Source organism: Bradyrhizobium sp. 139, from assembly GCF_023074175.1.
Taxonomy (GTDB): domain Bacteria; phylum Pseudomonadota; class Alphaproteobacteria; order Rhizobiales; family Xanthobacteraceae; genus Bradyrhizobium.
The window spans coordinates 47,362-65,607 of record NZ_JADPKS010000009.1; the positions used below are offsets into that span (position 1 = coordinate 47,362).

Consider the following 18,246-nt stretch of genomic DNA (forward strand, 5'->3'; position numbering starts at 1 on the left):
GGAGTTCGTGACAAAATTGCTTCGCAATTTTGCACTGAAGCGGCCAATCCAGGATAGCCAAATCCGTCATCCTGAGGTGCGAGGCTTGCGATGCAGCGCATCGCAAGGCGAGCCTCGAAGGATGTGCGGCCGCGATGCAGCCGGGCCGTCGCCCTTCGAGGCCTCCGCTTCGCTCCGGCGCCTCAGGATGACGGTGATAGAGGGTCGGCGCGGCTACAGCGCGCCCTTCGCCAGCCGCTTCATCACCTCGTCAAGCTGATCGAGGTTGCGGTAGTTGACCTGGACCGAGCCGCCGGGATCGCGGTGATTGACCGTGACCTTGAGGCCGAGCGCATCGCTGACGCGCTTCTCCAGATCGACCGTGTCGGGGTCCTTTTCCTTCGCGCCAATGCGCGCCTTTTGCGGCTTGCGTTCCGGCACGCCTTCTTCATGCGCCAGCGCCTCGGCCTGACGGACGTTGAGGCCCTCCTCGACGATGCGCTTGGCGGCCGCGCGCGGATCGGGCACGCCGATCAGCGCGCGGGCGTGACCGGCTGTCAGCTCGCCGGTCGCGATGAAGGCCTGCACCTCGACCGGCAGTTTCGTCAGCCGCATCATGTTGGCGACGTGGCTGCGGCTCTTGCCGACGACTTTCGCGATGTCGTCCTGGCTGCGTTTGAATTCGTTGGCGAGCGCGTGATAGCCCTGCGCCTCTTCCATCGGGTTGAGGTCTTCGCGCTGCACGTTCTCGACGATCGCGAACTCCAGCGCATCGCTGTCGCTGATATCGACCGGCACGATCGGCACTTCGTGCAGGCCGGCCATCTGTGAGGCGCGCCAGCGCCGTTCGCCGGCGATGATCTCGTAGCGGTCCTGCGCGCCCTTCACCGGACGCACCACGATCGGCTGGATCACGCCATGCTGCTTGATCGAATCAGAAAGCTCCTTGAGCTCGGTTTCCGAAAAGGTCCGGCGCGGGTTGCGCGGATTCGGCTTGATGAATTCGATCGGCACCTTGCGCTGCGCGCGCGGACGATCGGCATGCTGAGCCTCACCGCCGACATCGCCGATCAGACTCGCAAGACCCCGGCCCAGTCGCGAACGCGCTTCGTCGGCCATCGCCAGCTCCCTTGGATTCACGTAGCAGCACTCCAGAACTGAAATTCGAATTGTAGATCGTAGGGTGGGTTAGCGTAGCGTAACCCACCACAGGTTAGCTCGGGGCGAGAGACTTGGTGGGTTACGCTACGCTAACCCACCCTACGGACCGCCATCGTCAATGCGCCGTCCGCAGCTCGCGCTCGCGCTGGATCACTTCGGTGGCAAGCCGCAAGTAAGCTTCGCTGCCGACGCATTTGAGGTCGTAGACCAAGACCGGCTTGCCGTAGGACGGTGCCTCCGAGATGCGAACGTTGCGGGGGATCATGGTCTTGTAGACCTTCTCACCCATGAACTGACGGACGTCAGCGACGACCTGGTTCGAGAGGTTGTTGCGCGAGTCGAACATGGTCAGCACGATACCGTGGATCGACAGGTTCGGATTGAGCGTCGAGCGCACCTGCTCCACCGTCTGGAGCAGTTGCGACAGACCTTCGAGCGCGAAGAACTCGCACTGGAGCGGCACCAGGATCGCGTCGGAGGCCGCCATCGCGTTCACAGTGATCAAGTTGAGCGAGGGCGGACAGTCGATCAGCACGTAGGTGTAATCGGCGTCGGGCGAGACGTTGTTGTTGAGCGCGCTGATCGCGTCACGCAGCTTGTACGCACGACCGGGCGTGGTGCCGAGCTCGAGCTCGAGGCCGGAGAGGTCCATGGTCGAGGGTGCAATGTGCAGCCGCGGCACCGCGGTCGAGACCACCGCCTCGCGCAGACTGGCTTCGCCGATCAGCACGTCGTAGGTCGAGCAGGAGCGGTTGCGGCGATCGATGCCAAGGCCGGTCGAGGCGTTGCCCTGCGGATCGAGATCGATGATCAGGACGCGCTCGCCGATCGCCGCGAGTGCCGTGCCGAGATTGATCGCTGTGGTTGTTTTTCCCACGCCGCCTTTCTGATTCGCCAGCGCCAGGATGCGAGGATGACCCTGCGGGACGGCAGCGGCCTGTTCTTGGGCGGTCTGCTCTTGCTGCGGTTCGTCAATTACGCTCATCGCAAATTCCCCACTCAGCCCCTGAACGCCTCAGCCGCGCCGCTCGACGAACGTCAGCTCGACGATCCAACCGTCGCCTGTCCGGCTTTGGTGGAGCTGCGGCTGAATGTTCCAATATTTAGCGGCTTCGGTCAATTCAGCCTCTACATCTTGCCCCTTGAGAAACAGCGCTTTTGCGCCTTGGCGCATCAGCGGCTCCGCAAAGCCGATAAGTTGATGTAGCGGAGCCAGCGCGCGCGCGGTGACGCAATCGACGAGGCCAGTGATTCTATCCACATTATCCCCGATCTCAGCGAGATGTACGACTCCTGGAGATGTCGTGACGCGGATCGCTTCGCGGAGGAAGGCAGCCTTCTTGGCGATTCGCTCGACGAGATGGACGCTGGCGCCTGGCGTCCCGGCCATGGCGCAGGCGAGCACGACGCCGGGAAAGCCGCCGCCGCTGCCGAGATCGGCCCAATGTTTGGCCGAAGGAGCGATATCCACGAGCTGGAGCGAGTCGGCAATGTGCCGCGTCCACAGGTGCGGCAAGGTCGAGGGCGCGACGAGATTGGTCTTGGCCTGCCACGCCCTGAGCAGTGCGATGTAGCGATCGAGCCGGGCCTCGGTTTCACGTGAAACGGGCGCGAGCTTGAGCGCCGCGATCTTGTCCGCGGCGATGACCGAGTCCAGCGCTTGATCGTTGGCGCTGGCCTTGTCGATCTTCGGTCCGGGTGACGCCGGTTCGGGTCGACGACCGGCGCCCTCGCCCGCTGGAGGTTTTCCTGATAACGATCTCCCGCCGGGTCCGCGCTGTTTCACGTGAAACGCCTATGCAATCGCCTTAGAAGTCTTCCGTGCCTCGCGGCGAAGGTAGGCCGCGAGGATGCCGAGCGCCGCCGGCGTCATGCCGTCGATCCGGCCGGCCTGCCCGACGGTAAACGGCCGCGCCTTCTCCAGCTTGGCTCGCACCTCGTTGGAGAGCCCGGGGACCTGCTGGTAATCGATGTCCGACAGCACCAGCCCTTCGTCTCGCCTGAAAGCTTCGACGTCGGCGCTCTGGCGCTCCAGATAGACGTCGTACTTCGCGTCGATCTCGAGAGGGGTGGCAATGGCGGGGGCGATCGCCGCCAGCTCTGGCCAGATCGTGCGGACCTGGCTCCAGCCAATGTCCGGATAAGCCATCAGTTCGAAGGCGGTCCGGCGCTGGCCGTCCCGGTTGAGGGACAGCCCGTGCTTGATCGCCTCGTTCGGCGTGATGGCCAGGGACTTCGACAGCGCCTTGGCCGCATTCAGGGCGTCCATCTTGGCGCGGTGATGCTGTGTCCGGGCACTGCCGACACACCCCAGCGCAACCCCCTTCTCGGTGAGGCGCTGATCGGCATTGTCGGCTCGCAGGGTCAGCCGGTACTCGGCCCTGGAGGTGAACATCCGATAGGGCTCGCTGATCCCGCGGGTGACGAGGTCGTCGATCATCACGCCGAGATAGCCATCGGCACGGTCGAACACGATCAGCGCGGCGCCGCTCGCGGCCAAAGCCGCGTTCAGGCCAGCCACGATGCCCTGCCCGGCAGCTTCCTCGTATCCAGTGGTGCCGTTGATCTGACCCGCCAGGAACAGGCCACGCAACCGCTTGGTCTGCAGGGTCGGATCGAGTTCGCGGGGATCGATATGGTCATATTCGATGGCATAGCCCGGGCGGACCATCTTCACCTGCTTAAGGCCAGGAATGCTGGCGAGGATCGCGAGCTGGACCTCCTCCGGCAGCGAGGTCGAGATGCCGTTAGGATAGACGGTGGCATCGTCGAGCCCTTCCGGCTCAAGGAAGATCTGATGGCCGTCGCGGTCGCCAAAGCGGACGATCTTGTCCTCGATCGACGGGCAATAGCGCGGTCCGGAGCTCTTGATCTGGCCGGAGTACATCGGGGAGCGATGCACATTGGCCCGGATCACCTCATGGGTCGCAGACGTCGTCCGGGTGATCCCGCACTGGATCTGCGGCGTCGTGATCCGCTCCGTCATCATCGAGAACGGCTCCGGCGGCTCGTCGCCCGGCTGCATCTCAACCGCGGACCAGTCGATGGTGGCGCCGTCCAGACGGGGTGGAGTCCCCGTCTTCAACCGTCCAAGGGTGAAGCCTGCCCGCTCAAAGGACTCCGAAAGGCCCATCGCTGGCGCTTCACCGACCCGGCCGGCGGGCCAGTTCTTCTCCCCGAGATGGATCAGGCCGCGAAGGAAGGTGCCCGTCGTTACGACAATAGCCCCCGCCCGGAGCTCCCGGCCGTCGGCCAGACGCAAACCGGTGACCCGACCATCGGCCACGATCAACTCGTCGGCCTCGCCTTCGATCACCGACAGACCCTTCGTCTCCCGGATCGCGATCTGCATGGCTGCGGCATAGAGCTTCCGGTCGGCCTGGGCTCGCGGGCCACGGACAGCTGGGCCCTTGCGGCGATTGAGAACGCGGAACTGGATGCCACCGGCATCGCCGACCCGACCCATCAGACCATCGAGAGCATCAACTTCGCGGACCAGATGACCCTTGCCGAGACCGCCAATGGCGGGGTTGCAGGACATCGCGCCGACGGTGGAGAAACGGTGCGTCACAAGAGCCGTGATCGCACCCATCCGCGCAGCTGCAGCCGCGGCCTCACAGCCGGCATGACCGCCGCCAATGACGATGACGTCAAAACTCTCTCGCTCTGTTCGCATGGGCCGGACTTTTATCCCAGCGGCGGAGAAGCCGGAAGTAGAAAACTGGATGAGGGGCGGATGTTTCACGTGAAACAGGACAATTCAGGACTGAGGCGGTTTCGCGAAAACAACCCCATGCACAGTAGAAAGAGCCTTGTATTGCCTACTGTTTCACGTGAGCAAAAAAAGTGGCTTTGCGGGGCGCAAAACGCGGGCGGCGCGAAGTTGGGCTTGCTTGCGTGTCGATCCGGCAGTGTGTTTCACGTGAAACAGACTGGAACCCGATTGACGTTTTCAGGCCAAGAAACGGAACAAGCGCTAGTCTTACAATAAAGAACTAGTGCTACTTTCCGATACAAAATTTCTGGAAAATGGCGCCGAGGACGTCTTCGACGTCGACTCGGCCCAGCAACCGACCCAAGACATAGGCCGCAGCACGCAGCTCTTCGGCGGCAAGCTCTTCGCCGCCTTCTACAAGCTCCAGGCTCCGGCGCAAGCTGTCTGAAGCCCGGCGCAACAGATCCCGCTGGCGGACGCGGGTCACCAACGCGCCCTCGGTGGTCCCGAAAAACGCGGCTGCGAATTTCACGAGGGCATCGATCAGGTCGGGAACGCCGTCTCCCCGGCTCGCCGAGATCCCGAATTCGCCGCGCGGCCCGGCGGCCCCAGCCCCGCCGAGATCAATCTTGTTGCGCACGATCCAGACCGAGCCACCCGATTGATCACTCCCGGGGCCGGGCTTCCAGAGCGATCGCAGCGCGTCCGGATCGACCGCGCGTCCACCCTCCACCAGCCACAGCACGAGGTCGGCGCCATCGGCTCGGGCTCGCGCCCGGCGCACACCTTCCTGTTCCACGGGATCGTCGCTCTCTCGGATGCCCGCCGTGTCGATCACCGTGACCGGGTAGCCATCGAGATCGAGCTGCACCTCGATCACGTCGCGCGTGGTGCCGGCATGCGGCGAGACGATCGCGACCTCGCGGCGCGCGAGCTGATTGATCAGCGTCGATTTGCCGACATTCGGCTCGCCTGCAATCGCAACCACCAGGCCATCGCGCAGGCGTTCAGCTTGTCCCTGTGCCGCAAGGACTTCTGCGATTTCGCCATGCAGGGTCTTGATCGCCTTGACCGCGGGCGCCATCAATTCTGCGGGCACGTCGCCCTCGTCGGAGAAATCGATGCCGGCCTCGATCAAGGCCGAGGCCTCGATGATGCGCTCACGCCAATCACGCGCGCGATTGCCAAGCAAGCCCTGCAATTGGCGCAGCGCCTGGCGGCGCTGCCGGTCAGTGTCGGCGTGGATGAGATCGTCGAGACCCTCGGCCTCGGTGAGATCGAGCTTGCCGTTCTCGAAGCCGCGCCGCGTGAATTCGCCGGGTTCGGCCGCGCGCGTATTCGGAATATCAGAGATCGCGGCGAGGAGTGCCGCCAGTACCGCGCGGCCGCCATGGACGTGAAATTCGGCGACGTCCTCACCGGTCGCACTGGCCGGTCCCGGAAACCAGAGCACGATTGCGTCGTCGATCGGCTGGCCCGCGCCGTCGCGGAGCAGCCGTCGGCTGGCCAGCCGCGGCGCCGGCTGCCTGCCCGCAAGCGTCGTTAGCGCAAGGCCCGCTTGCGGCCCGGAGACCCGCACCACGGCGATCGCGCTCGGCGCCCGGCCGGACGACAGCGCAAAGATGGTCTGGTCTTGCGGATGCATGGCCTATTTGTCCGGCTGACGGGGAAAAGGCAAACGTCCCGTTGTTGAGGGCGGCAACCCCAATTTGCTGCGCGGAACTCGCAGTAATACTTTTGTTGCGTTGCAACATAGGGCGCAGCATTTTGCTGCAAACTCATCCTCTCAGGAATGATCGGCTCGGCCTGGGGCAAATATTATATAGATATATCTGGATATTACGAGAAATCCCGATTTGCGCTCCGGGCGGTCCGCCATGCTGCACTTTCACTGCAGCAAAGTCGCACAATCGAAAAAAGGGCGCCCGAAGGCGCCCTCTAACCACTTTGCTGCACTGCACTCAAGTGTTCATCGAATCGAAGAACTCGGAATTGCTCTTGGTCGAGCGCAGCTTGTCGAGCAGGAAGTCGATTCCGTCCATCGTCCCCATCGGGTTCAGGATGCGGCGGAGCACATACATCTTCTTCAGGAGTAGCGGATCGGTGATCAGCTCCTCCTTGCGGGTGCCGGAGCGCGAAATGTCGATCGCCGGGAAGGTGCGCTTGTCCGAAACCTTGCGGTCCAGGATCAGTTCCGAGTTACCGGTGCCCTTGAACTCTTCGAAGATGACTTCGTCCATGCGGCTGCCGGTATCGACCAGCGCAGTCGCGATGATAGTCAGCGAGCCCCCCTCCTCGATGTTACGGGCGGCGCCGAAGAAGCGTTTCGGGCGCTGGAGCGCGTTGGCATCGACACCGCCGGTTAGCACCTTGCCGGATGATGGCACCACGGTGTTGTAGGCGCGGCCGAGGCGCGTGATCGAATCGAGCAGGATCACGACGTCGCGGCCATGCTCGACCAGGCGCTTGGCCTTCTCGATCACCATCTCGGCGACCTGGACGTGGCGCACCGCCGGCTCGTCGAAGGTCGAGGAGACGACCTCACCCTTCACCGAGCGCTGCATGTCCGTGACTTCTTCCGGACGCTCGTCGATCAAGAGCACGATCAGGTAGCACTCGGGATGATTGTGCGCGATCGAGTGCGCGATGTTCTGCATCAGCACCGTCTTGCCGGTGCGCGGCGGCGCCACGATCAGCGCGCGCTGGCCTTTGCCGATCGGCGCGACGATGTCGATCACCCTTGCAGAAAGGTCTTTCCGCGTCGGGTCTTCGAGCTCCATGCGAAAGCGCTGATTGGGAAACAGCGGCGTGAGGTTGTCGAAATTGACCTTGTGCTTGGCCTTTTCCGGATCCTCGAAATTGAGTGTGTTGACCTTCAGCAGCGCGAAATAGCGCTCGCCCTCTTTCGGGCTGCGAATGTGGCCTTCGATGGTGTCGCCGGTGCGCAGGCCGAAGCGGCGGATCTGCGAGGGCGAAACGTAGATGTCGTCCGGGCCCGGCAGATAATTCGCATCGGGCGAGCGAAGAAAGCCGAAACCGTCGGAGAGCACCTCGACGACGCCTTCGCCGACGATATCGGTTTCGGCGAGCGCAAGCTGCTTGAGGATGGCAAACAACAGCTCCTGCTTGCGCATGGTGCTGGCATTCTCGACCCCATTCTCTTCCGCGAACGAGACGAGCTCGGCCGGCGTCTTCGACTTGAGGTCCTGGAGTTTAATTTCCCGCATTGGGGTGGTCCTGTGGGGTAACCTTGGAAGGGGGTGCGAGGAGGCTCTGAAATGCGGACGCGAGAAGGTAAGGTCCGCAGGTCTGGCAAGGAGAGCGCCGGTGAGGCTTCAAACCTGATGGGGTGTCCGGCCTCTGGGAAGCTCGGGCACAACCACATCCGCCTGCGTTGGGTGGGATATCGCTAATATAGAAAATCGCTTCCAACTCCGCAAGCCGAAGCGCTGAGCGATCGTTGACGATCGTTGCCTAGAACGGTTTCACGATCACCATGACGACGATGAAAATCATCAGAACAGTCGGTACCTCATTGATAATCCGATAGAATTTCTGGCTTCGCGGACGCCGGTCCGCGGCGAAATCCTTGCACCAGCGCGAAAAAAAGCCGTGGACCGCGGACATCGCTACGACCAGTGCCAGTTTTACGTGCAGCCACCCGAAAGAGAACCAGTGGCCGGACCAGGCGAGATAGAGCCCGGCGAGCCATGTGACGATCATCGCGGGGTTGATGATCGCCTTGAGCAGTCGGCGTTCCATCACCTTGAACGTTTCCGATTGCTTCGAGCCGATTTCAGCCTCGCAGTGATAAACGAACAGCCGAGGCAGATAGAGCATGCCCGCCATCCAGGAGATGACGGCAATCACGTGCAGCGCTTTGATCCAGAGATAGACGTCTTCGAACATTTCCTGCCCGGTTTCCTGTTCAGCGCAAGGGAGCGCTGGGGATAGTAAGAACTCGTTAAGGTCTTACCCTGCACACTTATCCGTCCGTAGCGCCCTTCTCAAATCTAGAATCTTAGATTCTTAAGGTTTGAGTCTATGTGACGGTGGATTGGACTCACACAATTCCGTCCGCAGGTTCACGCGCGCTTGTCCACATCCATCAACATATCCCTGATCGCTCTGGTCATTTCCGATAAGTCGGCCAGCTTCAAAGACTTGCGCCTTTTTGTCGGCAGCTTATCAAGGGGGTTGTCCGCGCAATCTCGTTTCCCTCTCGGCGGGCGGCCGGACTTGTTCTCACGGGCAGCGCTGTGAAGAAAATTGGCAGTTGTCCCGCCCCTGGTGTCGCGCATCCCTTTCCGAGGGGTTAAGGTCCACAGAAATCCACAAACCACACCGCCTTCATACAAAGGGCTTTTGTGCCGACCTCGAACAATTATTTCCATCTGCACCTCGTCTCCGACTCCACCGGTGAGACGCTGATCACGGTCGCACGCGCCGTCGCCGCGCAGTACGCCAACGTAACCCCGGTCGAACATGTCTACCCGCTGGTGCGCAGCCAGAAACAGCTCGATCGCGTGCTCGACGAGATCGAGGAAGCGCCGGGAATCGTGCTGTTCACGCTGCTGGAGAAGGATCTGGTCTCCAGGCTGGAGGACAAGTGCAAGCAGATCAATGTTCCGAGCCTGTCGATCATCGGTCCGGTGATGCAGTTGTTCGAAGCATATCTCGGCGCTGCGACCACGGGCCGCGTCGGCGCCCAGCACGTGCTCAACGCAGAATATTTCAAGCGCATCGATGCGTTGAACTACACGATGATCCACGACGACGGCCAGCACGTCGAAGGTCTCGACGATGCCGACGTGGTGCTCGTCGGCGTGTCCCGCACCTCGAAGACGCCGACATCGATCTATCTCGCCAATCGCGGCATTCGCACCGCCAATGTGCCGCTGGTTCCGGGTATTCCGGTGCCGACGCAATTGGGGACGCTGACGCGGCCGCTGGTGGTGAGCCTGCATGCGACACCGGAACGCCTGATCCAGGTGCGCCAGAACCGCCTGCTCTCGATGGGTGCCGACTCCAGCAGCGACACCTATACCGACAGGCAGGCGGTGGCCGACGAGGTCGCGTTCGCGCGCAAGCTGAGCGCCAAGCACGATTGGCCGCTGCTCGACGTCACGCGGCGATCGATCGAGGAAACCGCCGCGGCGATCATGAAGCTCTACAGTGATCGCCAGCGCAATCGGCCCACGGAATAGTTTCGGCGATGTCTCTCTGGCGCGGCGAAACTCCGTTGATCCTGGCCTCGCAGAGCAGCGCGCGGAAGATGCTGCTGGCCAGTGCCGGATTGGAGTTCAAGGCGATCACGGCCGATATCGACGAGCGCGGCATTCAGGCCGCCGCGAAGCTTTCGGATCCGCGTGAAGTCGCCCTGCTGCTTGCGCGTGAGAAGGCCAAGGCGGTCTCGGCTGGTCATCCGGGAAGCTATGTGATCGGCGCCGACCAGACGCTGGCTCTGGGCGCGCGTCTTTTCAACAAGCCCGCAGGCCGCGCCCAGGCGATGGCGCAATTGCTCGACCTCGCCGGCAAAAGCCACGAGCTGAATTCCGCGGTGGCCGTGGCGCGAAATGGCAAGATTGTTTTCGAGGATGTTTCGGTGGCCCGCATGACCATGCGGCCGATGACCGAGACGGAGCTTTCAGCCTATCTCGACGCCGCCGGCGATGCAGTGACGACCAGCGTCGGCGCCTATCAGCTCGAAGGTCTCGGCAGCCATCTGTTCGAGCGCATCGAGGGTGATCATTTCACCATTCTCGGCCTGCCGCTGCTGCCGCTGCTTGCGTTCCTGCGGTGCGAACGGTTAGTGGCGGTGTGAAGGACAGAGATGACTGGGCGCTGATGCGGATCCTTGGACTGACCGGCTCGATCGGAATGGGAAAATCCACCACCGCGAAATTGTTCGCGGAGGCCGGCGTTCCCGTCTACGACGCCGATGCTGCCGTGCACCAGCTCTACGAGGGCGAAGCCGCGCCCGCGATCGAGGCCGCCTTCCCCGGCACCACCGTGAACGGCAAGGTCGATCGGCCAAAACTGTCCGCGCGCGTCGTGCATGATCCGGCCGCGATCAAGCGACTCGAGCAGATTGTTCATCCGATGCTCGGCGCCTCCCGGCAAAAATTCTTTGCCGATGCGGAAGCGGCCAAGGCGCCCGTCGTGGTTCTGGACATCCCGCTGCTGTTCGAAACCGGCGGCGAGAAGCGGGTCGACGCCGTGGTCGTGGTGTCGACCTCGCCGGAACTCCAGCGCAAGCGTGTGCTGGAGCGCGGCACGATGGACGAGGCCAAGCTTGACGCGATCATCGCCAAGCAGACGCCGGATGCCGAGAAGCGCAAGCGGGCCGATTTCGTAGTGGATACGTCACACGGACTTGAACCCGTGCGTGCGCAGATCGCGCACATTCTGGCCGAGGTCGTTAAGATGCCGCAGCGGCGAGCCTGATTCGCTGTACTCACACGGCCTCCTGAATCATGCGCGAAATCGTTCTCGACACTGAAACCACCGGCCTCGATCCGCTCCGCGGCGATCGCCTGGTCGAAATCGGCTGCGTCGAGGTTTACAATCGCATGCCGACCGGACAGACGTTCCACCGCTACATCAACCCTGAAAGGGACATGCCGGCGGAAGCGTTTGCGGTGCACGGGCTGTCAGCCGAATTTCTGGCGACGAAGCCGTTGTTCCACGAGGTCGTCGACGAGTTTCTGGAGTTCATCGGCGATGCGCCGCTGGTGATCCACAACGCCTCGTTCGACATCAGCTTCATCAATGCCGAGCTCGACCGGATCAAGCGCGCAGCGGTTCCACGTGAGCGGCTGGTCGATACATTGCTGCTGGCGCGACGCAAGCATCCAGGCGTGTCGAACCGGCTCGACGATCTCTGCTCGCGCTATGCGATCGACAATTCACATCGCACCAAGCATGGCGCGCTGCTCGATGCCGAGTTGCTTGCGGAAGTCTATGTCGACCTGATCGGGGCGCGGCAGTCGCAACTCATCCTGGCTTCCGAAGGTGAGGAGATTCGCGTCAATGCGGCGGGCGATGCGCCGCGGCGGCAGCGGTCGGTGCCGCTCGCGCCGCGGATTTCTGATGCCGAGCGCGAGGCCCACCGGGCCTTCATCGCAACGCTCGGCGACAAGGCGATCTGGAACGAGTTCCTGCCCGCTCCAGTCGCCCCTTCGGCCGGTTAGGCCTGGCCGCTCGGCTGAGCGGCCATTTGCCGCTCCATGTTCTGACGATAGAGACCGACGAAGTCGACCGGATCCAGCATCAGGGGCGGGAACCCGCCGTCGCGCACGGCGGTGGCGATGATCTCACGGGCGAACGGGAACAGCAGACGCGGGCATTCGATCATGACCAGCGGATGCAAATTCTCCTTCGGCACGTTGGCGATCCGGAACACGCCGGCATAGGCGAGCTCGAACGAGAACATCACCTTGCCTGCGGTCTCGGCCTTGCCCTCGACCGACAACGTCACCTCGAACTCGTGTTCGCTGAGGTTGTTGGCGCTGACATTGATCTGGATGTTGATCTGGGGCGGCTGGCCCTGCTGCTGGAGCGAGGTAGGGGCGTTCGGATTCTCGAACGAGAGGTCCTTGGTATATTGCGCCAGCACGTTGAGCTGGGGAGCTTGGGCCGCCTCGGGAGGGGTGCCGTTGCCGTTGGTCATAAGAGTGTCTCCTTACCCGATTGGGGCTGAATTTCGCGGCGGTTGGCTAACATAGGGTCGCCTCTTTCCACAAGGACGAACGGTCCCGGATGGGGTATCCGGGCCGCGCCCACAACTGTGACCTTGACTCGGCCGATCCGGCCAGATCGCGCGTTAAACGATTGAAGATGCGCGATTTCCGGTCAGGATCGGGTTTCCCCTTAAGCATAAAACGCGCTACACTCGGCGCTGTGCCAAAAGGCGCCATTGGCCGGGCCAGATTTCGTGCCTACATCCCACGGACCTGACGCGCGGATCCAAAATGGCGACGTAGACTTGCCGTTCCCGTATGGAACGGTCCACTGGCCGGATTGATTTTCCCGGCGACGACCCCTTCGAGACGGCCCCTTTTAGAGAAGACCAGAAAGCGAATTCGACGTGGACATCTACACCATCATCTTCCTGGCGCTGGCAGTCTTCATTTTCCTGCGGCTGCGCAGCGTGCTCGGGCAGCGGACGGGTAACGAGCGGCCTCCGTTCGACCGCAGCGCCGCCCGCAATGCGCTGGGGGGTGCCCAGGACAAGAACGTCGTGACCATGCCGGGCAAGGTGATCGACCAGGCCCCGTTGGCGCCGGCGGCCGAGCCGACCGCGCCCTCCGACCGCTGGAAGGGCCTGACCGAGCCGGGCACCGCGCTTGCGCAGGGCCTCGACGCCATTGTCGACAAGGATTCCACCTTCGACCCGCGCCATTTCATCTCGGGCGCTCGCGGCGCCTATGAGATGATCGTGCTGGCGTTTGCCAATGGCGACCGCCGCGCGCTGCGCGACCTCTTGTCGTCCGAGGTCTATGACAGCTTCGACGCCGCGATCAAGGAACGTGAAAAAAACGAGCAGAAGACCGAGACGCGCTTCGTCTCGATCGACAAGGCCGAGCTCGTCGGCGCCGAGCTGCGCGATCGCACCGCTCAACTCACGATCCGCTTCGTCTCGCAGATGATTTCGGCCACCCGCGACAAGGCCGGCAACATCGTCGACGGCAGCGCCGATACGGTCGCCGACATCACCGATATCTGGACTTTCGCCCGCGACATGACCTCTCGCGATCCGAACTGGAAGCTGGTTGGCACCGGAAGCGCGAATTAAGGCATTCCTGAAGACCAGCGCGACGGCGCTTTGCGCAGGTGTCGTCGTGCTGTCGTCGTTTTCGCTCGGCGCCGAGGCAGCCCGGCGCCACTATCGCAGCCATCGCCATCATCTCCCGGAACAGCCTGCCGCCCCGCCGCGGGCCTTGCCCTATCCGCAGCTCCCCCTGCCGTTCGAAATTCCCGGCGCGCAATATCTGCCGCTGGCCTGGGCCGACGTGAAGGGCTGGAGCGATGACAATCATCTCGCCGCCTACAAGACCTTTCGGGCCAGCTGCCGGTCGATCAACGCGCAAACTGGCGCCGCCGAACCGAAGGCGCTGGGCGGCTCGCTGGCCGAACCCTGTCGTGCCGCCAAAGCGCTCGAGCTCGCCGACGACGCCAAGGCAAAAACCTTCTTCGAGGAGAATTTCGCGCCGCTGCGCATCTCGCGCCTCGGCGAGCCCGACGGTTTCGTCACCGGCTATTACGAGCCGGTGCTCGATGGCTCGCGCACGCAGACCGACGTCTACAACGTTCCGGTCTATCGTCGCCCGTCGAACCTGTTCGTGCGCGGCTACAGGCAGGATTCGGTCAGCCTGCCCAACAAGGGCCCGGTCTACCGCAAAATCGGCCGCCGCAAGCTCGTGCCCTATTACGACCGCGGCGAGATCGAGGACGGCAAGATCGCCGGCCGTGGGCTCGAGATCGCCTGGCTGAAGGACCCGACCGATCTGCTATTCGCCCAGATCCAGGGTTCGGCACGCATCAAGTTGGATGACGGCACCACGGTCCGGCTGAATTACGACGCCTATAACGGCTATCCCTATACGGCCGTCGGTCGCATCCTGATCGAGCGCGGCATCATTCCGAAGGAAGAGATGTCGATGCAGAGGATCAGGGAATGGATGGCGCAGACCCCGGATGGCGCCAGGGAGCTGCGCCGCCAGAACCGCTCCTACATCTTCTTCCGCGAGGTCAATCTGTCCGACAAGGACGAGGCGGTCGGCGCGCAAGGCATCCCGCTGACGGCCGGGCGCTCGATCGCCGTCGACAAGTCGCTGCATGTCTACGGCACGCCGTTCTTCATCGAGGGCGAGCTGCCGATCGATTCGGAGCGCTCGAAAACGCCGTTCCATCGGCTGATGATCGCGCAGGACACAGGCTCGGCCATTATCGGTCCTGCGCGCGCGGATCTCTATTTCGGTGCCGGCCACGAGGCCGGCCGTGTCTCCGGGCGACTGCGCCATGCCATGCATTTCGTGATGCTGGTGCCGAAGGGCCTCGATCCCACCGCGCGCGGCGCGAGGCTGCCGGTGCCGGACCCGCGTCCCTCGGAGAAGATCGCAAAACTGTTTCCGCAAACCGATCCAGCTAAGGATCCAGCCAAGGATCCGGCCAAGGATCCGGCCAAGCCGGCGGCTCCGGCCGCAGCCGTGGCGCAAGGCAAGGGTGAGACGGTCGCCGTTGCCAATCCGGTCCCGTTGCCGGCGCCGCGTCCCGCGATAGAGCCCGCTCGCGAGCCGCGCCGGCCCGTGAAGAATCGTCCCCATCGGCAGCAATGAAGCGATCGTCCCGTCCGCCCGTGCTGGAGCCTCGTCCCTCGCCGCGCCGCCGCGCGCTGAGCGAGGAGGAGCGCGCGCTGTGGGACGCGATCGCAAAGCAGGTCAAGCCGCTGAGGAAGCATCGCACGGCGAAGGCGCAAGCCGCGCCGCACACTGAACCTTCACCCGCAGCGCCGGCCGCGCGACCTGCTCTGTCGCCACGGCCGATTGCTGCTGCACCGGCGCCGCGCGCGGCAAAACCGGCGATGCCGCCGCTGGCACCGCTCGGCAAGCGCGAGCGCACAAAATTGTCGCGCGGCCGCAGCGAGATCGAGGCTCGGCTCGATCTGCACGGCATGACCCAGATACGCGCCCATCGGGCCCTGACCGGTTTCCTGCGCCGCGCCCATGATGACGGCCTGACCTTCGTGCTCGTTATCACCGGCAAGGGACGAACCGGCGGCCAAAGCGGCGTGCTCCGCCGCCAGGTGCCGGAATGGCTGAGCCTGCCGGAATTCCGCGCCTTCGTCGTCGGCTTCGAGGAGGCGGGCGTCGGCCACGGCGGCGAGGGCGCGCTGTATGTGCGCATTCGCCGCGCGAAATTCTAGAACGGCCGCACGATTCCGACGCGCGGGATCAGCGTGAGGACCAGGCCGCAGATATTGGTCTTTTGATCTTCTGAAGGGATCGGCGGGACCTCCCGCGCGGCGGGCAGCATTTTCACGGCATGCACGATCAGAAACATGCAGACCGCCCAGTTCGAGATCCAGCGCGAATAATCGAACACCATCGCGAACATCACGAGATAGGCGAGGCTGATGCCGATCAGCGCTGCGATAACGAGGCGCCGGTGCATGTCGATCGCGAGCGCGCCGATCAGAGTGGCAAGATAGCGCCAGAGCGGCGTGTGCAGCCAGGTCAGCAGGGCGAACACGGGCACGCCGAGAATGTTGTGCGGCAGGCGGCCCCAGGTGTCCGAAATTTCCGTCGCCAGCGGCTGATACCAGATGTAGGCGAATTGCAGAAGCTCGGTCCGCGCCGGATCAGCCATCCGGCTCTTCAGATACGCGACGAAATCCGCTTCGGGGATCGGCATCGTTCCCACAAATTGCGCGGCGAAAAACAGTGCGGAGATGAAGAGCAGCGCGCCGCCGCCGAAGGTCACGTTGGTGCGGTTGCAGCCGTAGGCGAGATAATGCCTGATCACGACGATGGTGATGATCGTCGGCACATACATCAAGAGGTGAATGTGGTGGATCAGCACGAGAATGATCGAGAACAGCGCGGCCAAAGCCACGAACAGCAACGAGCCGGCCGGCATCAGCAGCAGGACGAGCGCGAATGCGCAGCCATAGATGTCGAAATGGCCGAGCGTGTGCATGAAGTTCTTGAGGAAGAACGGCGAGCCCGCGATGAAGACGAACAGCGGCAGCGTCTTTGCGGCGAAGCCGAACGTCTTCTGGAATAGCCTCACGTACAACCCGAGCGTCACCAGCCACGCCGACCCGCCGAGCGCGAACACCAGCCAGACCGGCACCTTGTTCGTGCACAGTGCCACGATCGCCCCGATCAGCGCCCGCTTGATGAAGCCGAAATGATAGTCGACGAGGAGGTGGATGTAGGGGACGTAAGGCGGCAGCTGGATCTTGTGAACGAACACGCCGACGATGATTGCCGCGTTGATCGCGAGCAGGATGCGCCAGGGATTTTGCAGGATGCGTGCGGTCACGCGGCATCCATAGCCCGGCGGCGCCGAATTACAAAATGAACCGGCTCAGATCGGCGTTCTTGGCGAGGTCACCGACGTGCTTCTGCACGAAGTCCGCATCGACCCGGACGGTCTCACCGCTGCGATCGGGCGCGGTGAAGGAGATTTCGTCCAGCACCCGTTCCATCACGGTCTGGAGCCGCCGCGCGCCGATGTTCTCGACGGTGGAATTGACGGCGACCGCGACGTCGGCGAGCGCGTCGATGGCGCTGTCGGTGATGTCGAGCGTCACGCCCTCGGTCTGCAGCAGTGCGACATATTGCTTGATCAGCGAGGCCTCGGGCTCGGTGAGGATGCGCCGCATGTCGTCGCGGGTCAGCGCCTGCAACTCGACGCGAATCGGCAGGCGGCCCTGCAATTCCGGAAGGAGGTCGGATGGCTTTGCGACATGGAAGGCGCCGGACGCAATGAACAGGATGTGGTCGGTCTTGACCGCGCCGTGCTTGGTCGACACCGTGGTGCCCTCGATCAGCGGCAGCAGATCGCGCTGCACACCCTCGCGCGAGACATCGCCGCCGACCCGGCCGTCGCGCGCGCAGATCTTGTCGATCTCGTCCAGGAACACGATGCCGTTGTTCTCGACCACGCTGATCGCCTCGAGCGTGAGCTGCTCGGTGTCCAGCAGCTTGTCGGATTCCTCGTTGATGAGGATATCGTGCGAGCTCTCCACCGTCAGTCGCCGCGTCTTGCTGCGGCCACCCAGCTTGCCGAAGATGTCTCCGATCGAAACCGCGCCCATCTGCGCGCCCGGCATGCCCGGGATCTCGAACATAGGCATGCCGCCGCCCGAGGACTGCGTCTCGATCTCGATTTCCTTGCCGTTGAGCTCGCCGGCGCGCAGCTTCTTGCGGAACGATTCCCGCGTTGCCGCGCTGGCATTGGCGCCGACCAGCGCGTCGAGCACGCGCTCCTCGGCGGCGAGCTGGGCGCGTGCCTGCACGTCCTTGCGCTTGCGCTCGCGCACCTGGGCGATTGCGACCTCGACGAGATCGCGCACGATCTGCTCGACGTCGCGGCCGACATAGCCGACCTCGGTGAACTTCGTCGCTTCCACCTTCAGGAACGGCGCATTGGCGAGCTTGGCGAGGCGCCTCGCGATCTCCGTCTTGCCGACGCCGGTGGGGCCGATCATCAAGATGTTCTTCGGCAGCACCTCCTCTCGCAAGGAGCCGCTGAGCTGCTGCCGTCGCCAGCGGTTGCGCAGCGCGATCGAGACGGCGCGTTTGGCATCGGCCTGGCCGACGATGAAACGATCGAGTTCGGAGACGATTTCGCGGGGGGAGAAGTCTGTCATGTCTGTTTAG

General features: G+C 63.4%; 17 protein-coding genes. 7 read left to right on the top strand and 10 right to left on the bottom strand.

Going from position 1 to position 18,246, the window contains the following annotated elements; all coding sequences use genetic code 11:
* Positions 1 to 213: 213 nt before the first annotated feature.
* The 7 genes from IVA80_RS03155 to hemJ all read right to left on the bottom strand — a co-directional run bounded on the left by IVA80_RS03155 (position 214) and on the right by hemJ (position 8,764).
* Positions 214 to 1,098 (bottom strand): ParB/RepB/Spo0J family partition protein, encoded by an 885-nt coding sequence (locus IVA80_RS03155; protein WP_247425581.1) that lies wholly within the window; start codon positions 1,096 to 1,098, stop codon positions 214 to 216.
* Positions 1,099 to 1,255: 157 nt separating this feature from the next.
* Complete coding sequence (locus IVA80_RS03160) at positions 1,256 to 2,125, bottom strand: ParA family protein (protein ID WP_247425582.1); 870 nt, start codon at positions 2,123 to 2,125, stop codon at positions 1,256 to 1,258.
* Between the two features lie 30 nt (positions 2,126 to 2,155).
* Positions 2,156 to 2,797 carry a 16S rRNA (guanine(527)-N(7))-methyltransferase RsmG gene (gene rsmG / locus IVA80_RS03165; protein ID WP_247425668.1) on the bottom strand — a complete coding sequence of 214 codons (642 nt, stop codon included), beginning with the start codon at positions 2,795 to 2,797 and terminating at the stop codon, positions 2,156 to 2,158.
* Between the two features lie 138 nt (positions 2,798 to 2,935).
* Complete coding sequence (mnmG, locus tag IVA80_RS03170) at positions 2,936 to 4,816, bottom strand: tRNA uridine-5-carboxymethylaminomethyl(34) synthesis enzyme MnmG (protein ID WP_247425584.1); 1,881 nt, start codon at positions 4,814 to 4,816, stop codon at positions 2,936 to 2,938.
* 325 nt (positions 4,817 to 5,141) lie between these two features.
* Positions 5,142 to 6,500 carry a tRNA uridine-5-carboxymethylaminomethyl(34) synthesis GTPase MnmE gene (gene mnmE, locus IVA80_RS03175; protein ID WP_247425586.1) on the bottom strand — a complete coding sequence of 453 codons (1,359 nt, stop codon included), beginning with the start codon at positions 6,498 to 6,500 and terminating at the stop codon, positions 5,142 to 5,144.
* 316 nt (positions 6,501 to 6,816) lie between these two features.
* A complete protein-coding gene (rho, locus tag IVA80_RS03180; protein ID WP_247425588.1) occupies positions 6,817 to 8,082 on the bottom strand; it encodes a transcription termination factor Rho in 1,266 nt (421 codons plus the stop codon).
* Between the two features lie 247 nt (positions 8,083 to 8,329).
* Positions 8,330 to 8,764, bottom strand: coding sequence for a protoporphyrinogen oxidase HemJ (gene hemJ, locus IVA80_RS03185; protein WP_247425590.1), 435 nt, complete (start codon positions 8,762 to 8,764; stop codon positions 8,330 to 8,332).
* A gap of 458 nt (positions 8,765 to 9,222) precedes the next feature.
* Here hemJ and IVA80_RS03190 point away from each other — a divergent pair, with 458 nt between their 5' ends.
* From IVA80_RS03190 to dnaQ, 4 genes are read left to right on the top strand one after another with little or no spacing between them, the layout of a single operon-like run.
* On the top strand, positions 9,223 to 10,062 hold the full coding sequence (locus IVA80_RS03190) for a pyruvate, water dikinase regulatory protein (RefSeq protein ID WP_247425591.1): 840 nt from the start codon (positions 9,223 to 9,225) through the stop codon (positions 10,060 to 10,062).
* Between the two features lie 8 nt (positions 10,063 to 10,070).
* Positions 10,071 to 10,679 carry a Maf family nucleotide pyrophosphatase gene (locus IVA80_RS03195; protein ID WP_247425593.1) on the top strand — a complete coding sequence of 203 codons (609 nt, stop codon included), beginning with the start codon at positions 10,071 to 10,073 and terminating at the stop codon, positions 10,677 to 10,679.
* A gap of 23 nt (positions 10,680 to 10,702) precedes the next feature.
* Positions 10,703 to 11,302 (top strand): dephospho-CoA kinase, encoded by a 600-nt coding sequence (coaE, locus tag IVA80_RS03200; RefSeq protein ID WP_247425669.1) that lies wholly within the window; start codon positions 10,703 to 10,705, stop codon positions 11,300 to 11,302.
* 29 nt (positions 11,303 to 11,331) lie between these two features.
* Complete coding sequence (dnaQ, locus tag IVA80_RS03205; protein ID WP_247425594.1) at positions 11,332 to 12,048, top strand: DNA polymerase III subunit epsilon; 717 nt, start codon at positions 11,332 to 11,334, stop codon at positions 12,046 to 12,048.
* Here the strand turns inward: dnaQ and secB are convergent.
* A complete protein-coding gene (gene secB / locus IVA80_RS03210) occupies positions 12,045 to 12,527 on the bottom strand; it encodes a protein-export chaperone SecB (RefSeq protein ID WP_247425596.1) in 483 nt (160 codons plus the stop codon). The genes dnaQ and secB overlap by 4 nt on opposite strands.
* 417 nt (positions 12,528 to 12,944) lie before the next feature.
* Between secB and IVA80_RS03215 the strand changes: the two genes are divergently transcribed.
* The 3 genes from IVA80_RS03215 to IVA80_RS03225 are packed head-to-tail and all read left to right on the top strand — an operon-like array spanning position 12,945 to position 15,782.
* Complete coding sequence (locus tag IVA80_RS03215; protein ID WP_247425598.1) at positions 12,945 to 13,652, top strand: Tim44/TimA family putative adaptor protein; 708 nt, start codon at positions 12,945 to 12,947, stop codon at positions 13,650 to 13,652.
* Positions 13,630 to 15,195, top strand: coding sequence for an MltA domain-containing protein (locus tag IVA80_RS03220; RefSeq protein WP_247425600.1), 1,566 nt, complete (start codon positions 13,630 to 13,632; stop codon positions 15,193 to 15,195). The genes IVA80_RS03215 and IVA80_RS03220 overlap by 23 nt, the downstream gene beginning before the upstream one ends.
* Complete coding sequence (locus tag IVA80_RS03225; RefSeq protein WP_247425603.1) at positions 15,192 to 15,782, top strand: Smr/MutS family protein; 591 nt, start codon at positions 15,192 to 15,194, stop codon at positions 15,780 to 15,782. Before IVA80_RS03220 ends, IVA80_RS03225 begins: the two co-directional genes overlap by 4 nt.
* Here the strand turns inward: IVA80_RS03225 and IVA80_RS03230 are convergent.
* Entirely contained in the window at positions 15,779 to 16,903 is a 1,125-nt protein-coding gene (locus IVA80_RS03230) for a hypothetical protein (RefSeq protein WP_247425605.1), read from the bottom strand. The genes IVA80_RS03225 and IVA80_RS03230 overlap by 4 nt on opposite strands.
* 28 nt (positions 16,904 to 16,931) lie before the next feature.
* Positions 16,932 to 18,236, bottom strand: coding sequence for an ATP-dependent protease ATPase subunit HslU (hslU, locus tag IVA80_RS03235; protein ID WP_247425606.1), 1,305 nt, complete (start codon positions 18,234 to 18,236; stop codon positions 16,932 to 16,934).
* Positions 18,237 to 18,246 lie beyond the last annotated feature (10 nt).

Excerpts from the sequence above, each read along its gene's own strand:
- IVA80_RS03155 (WP_247425581.1), bottom strand. The coding sequence starts at position 1,098 with ATGGCCGACGAAGCGCGTTCGCGACTGGGCCGGGGTCTTGCGAGTCTG.
- IVA80_RS03160 (WP_247425582.1), bottom strand. The coding sequence starts at position 2,125 with ATGAGCGTAATTGACGAACCGCAGCAAGAGCAGACCGCCCAAGAACAG.
- mnmG (WP_247425584.1), bottom strand. The coding sequence starts at position 4,816 with ATGCGAACAGAGCGAGAGAGTTTTGACGTCATCGTCATTGGCGGCGGT.
- mnmE (WP_247425586.1), bottom strand. The coding sequence starts at position 6,500 with ATGCATCCGCAAGACCAGACCATCTTTGCGCTGTCGTCCGGCCGGGCG.
- rho (WP_247425588.1), bottom strand. The coding sequence starts at position 8,082 with ATGCGGGAAATTAAACTCCAGGACCTCAAGTCGAAGACGCCGGCCGAG.
- hemJ (WP_247425590.1), bottom strand. The coding sequence starts at position 8,764 with ATGTTCGAAGACGTCTATCTCTGGATCAAAGCGCTGCACGTGATTGCC.
- IVA80_RS03195 (WP_247425593.1), top strand. The coding sequence starts at position 10,071 with ATGTCTCTCTGGCGCGGCGAAACTCCGTTGATCCTGGCCTCGCAGAGC.
- coaE (WP_247425669.1), top strand. The coding sequence starts at position 10,703 with ATGCGGATCCTTGGACTGACCGGCTCGATCGGAATGGGAAAATCCACC.
- dnaQ (WP_247425594.1), top strand. The coding sequence starts at position 11,332 with ATGCGCGAAATCGTTCTCGACACTGAAACCACCGGCCTCGATCCGCTC.
- secB (WP_247425596.1), bottom strand. The coding sequence starts at position 12,527 with ATGACCAACGGCAACGGCACCCCTCCCGAGGCGGCCCAAGCTCCCCAG.
- IVA80_RS03225 (WP_247425603.1), top strand. The coding sequence starts at position 15,192 with ATGAAGCGATCGTCCCGTCCGCCCGTGCTGGAGCCTCGTCCCTCGCCG.
- hslU (WP_247425606.1), bottom strand. The coding sequence starts at position 18,236 with ATGACAGACTTCTCCCCCCGCGAAATCGTCTCCGAACTCGATCGTTTC.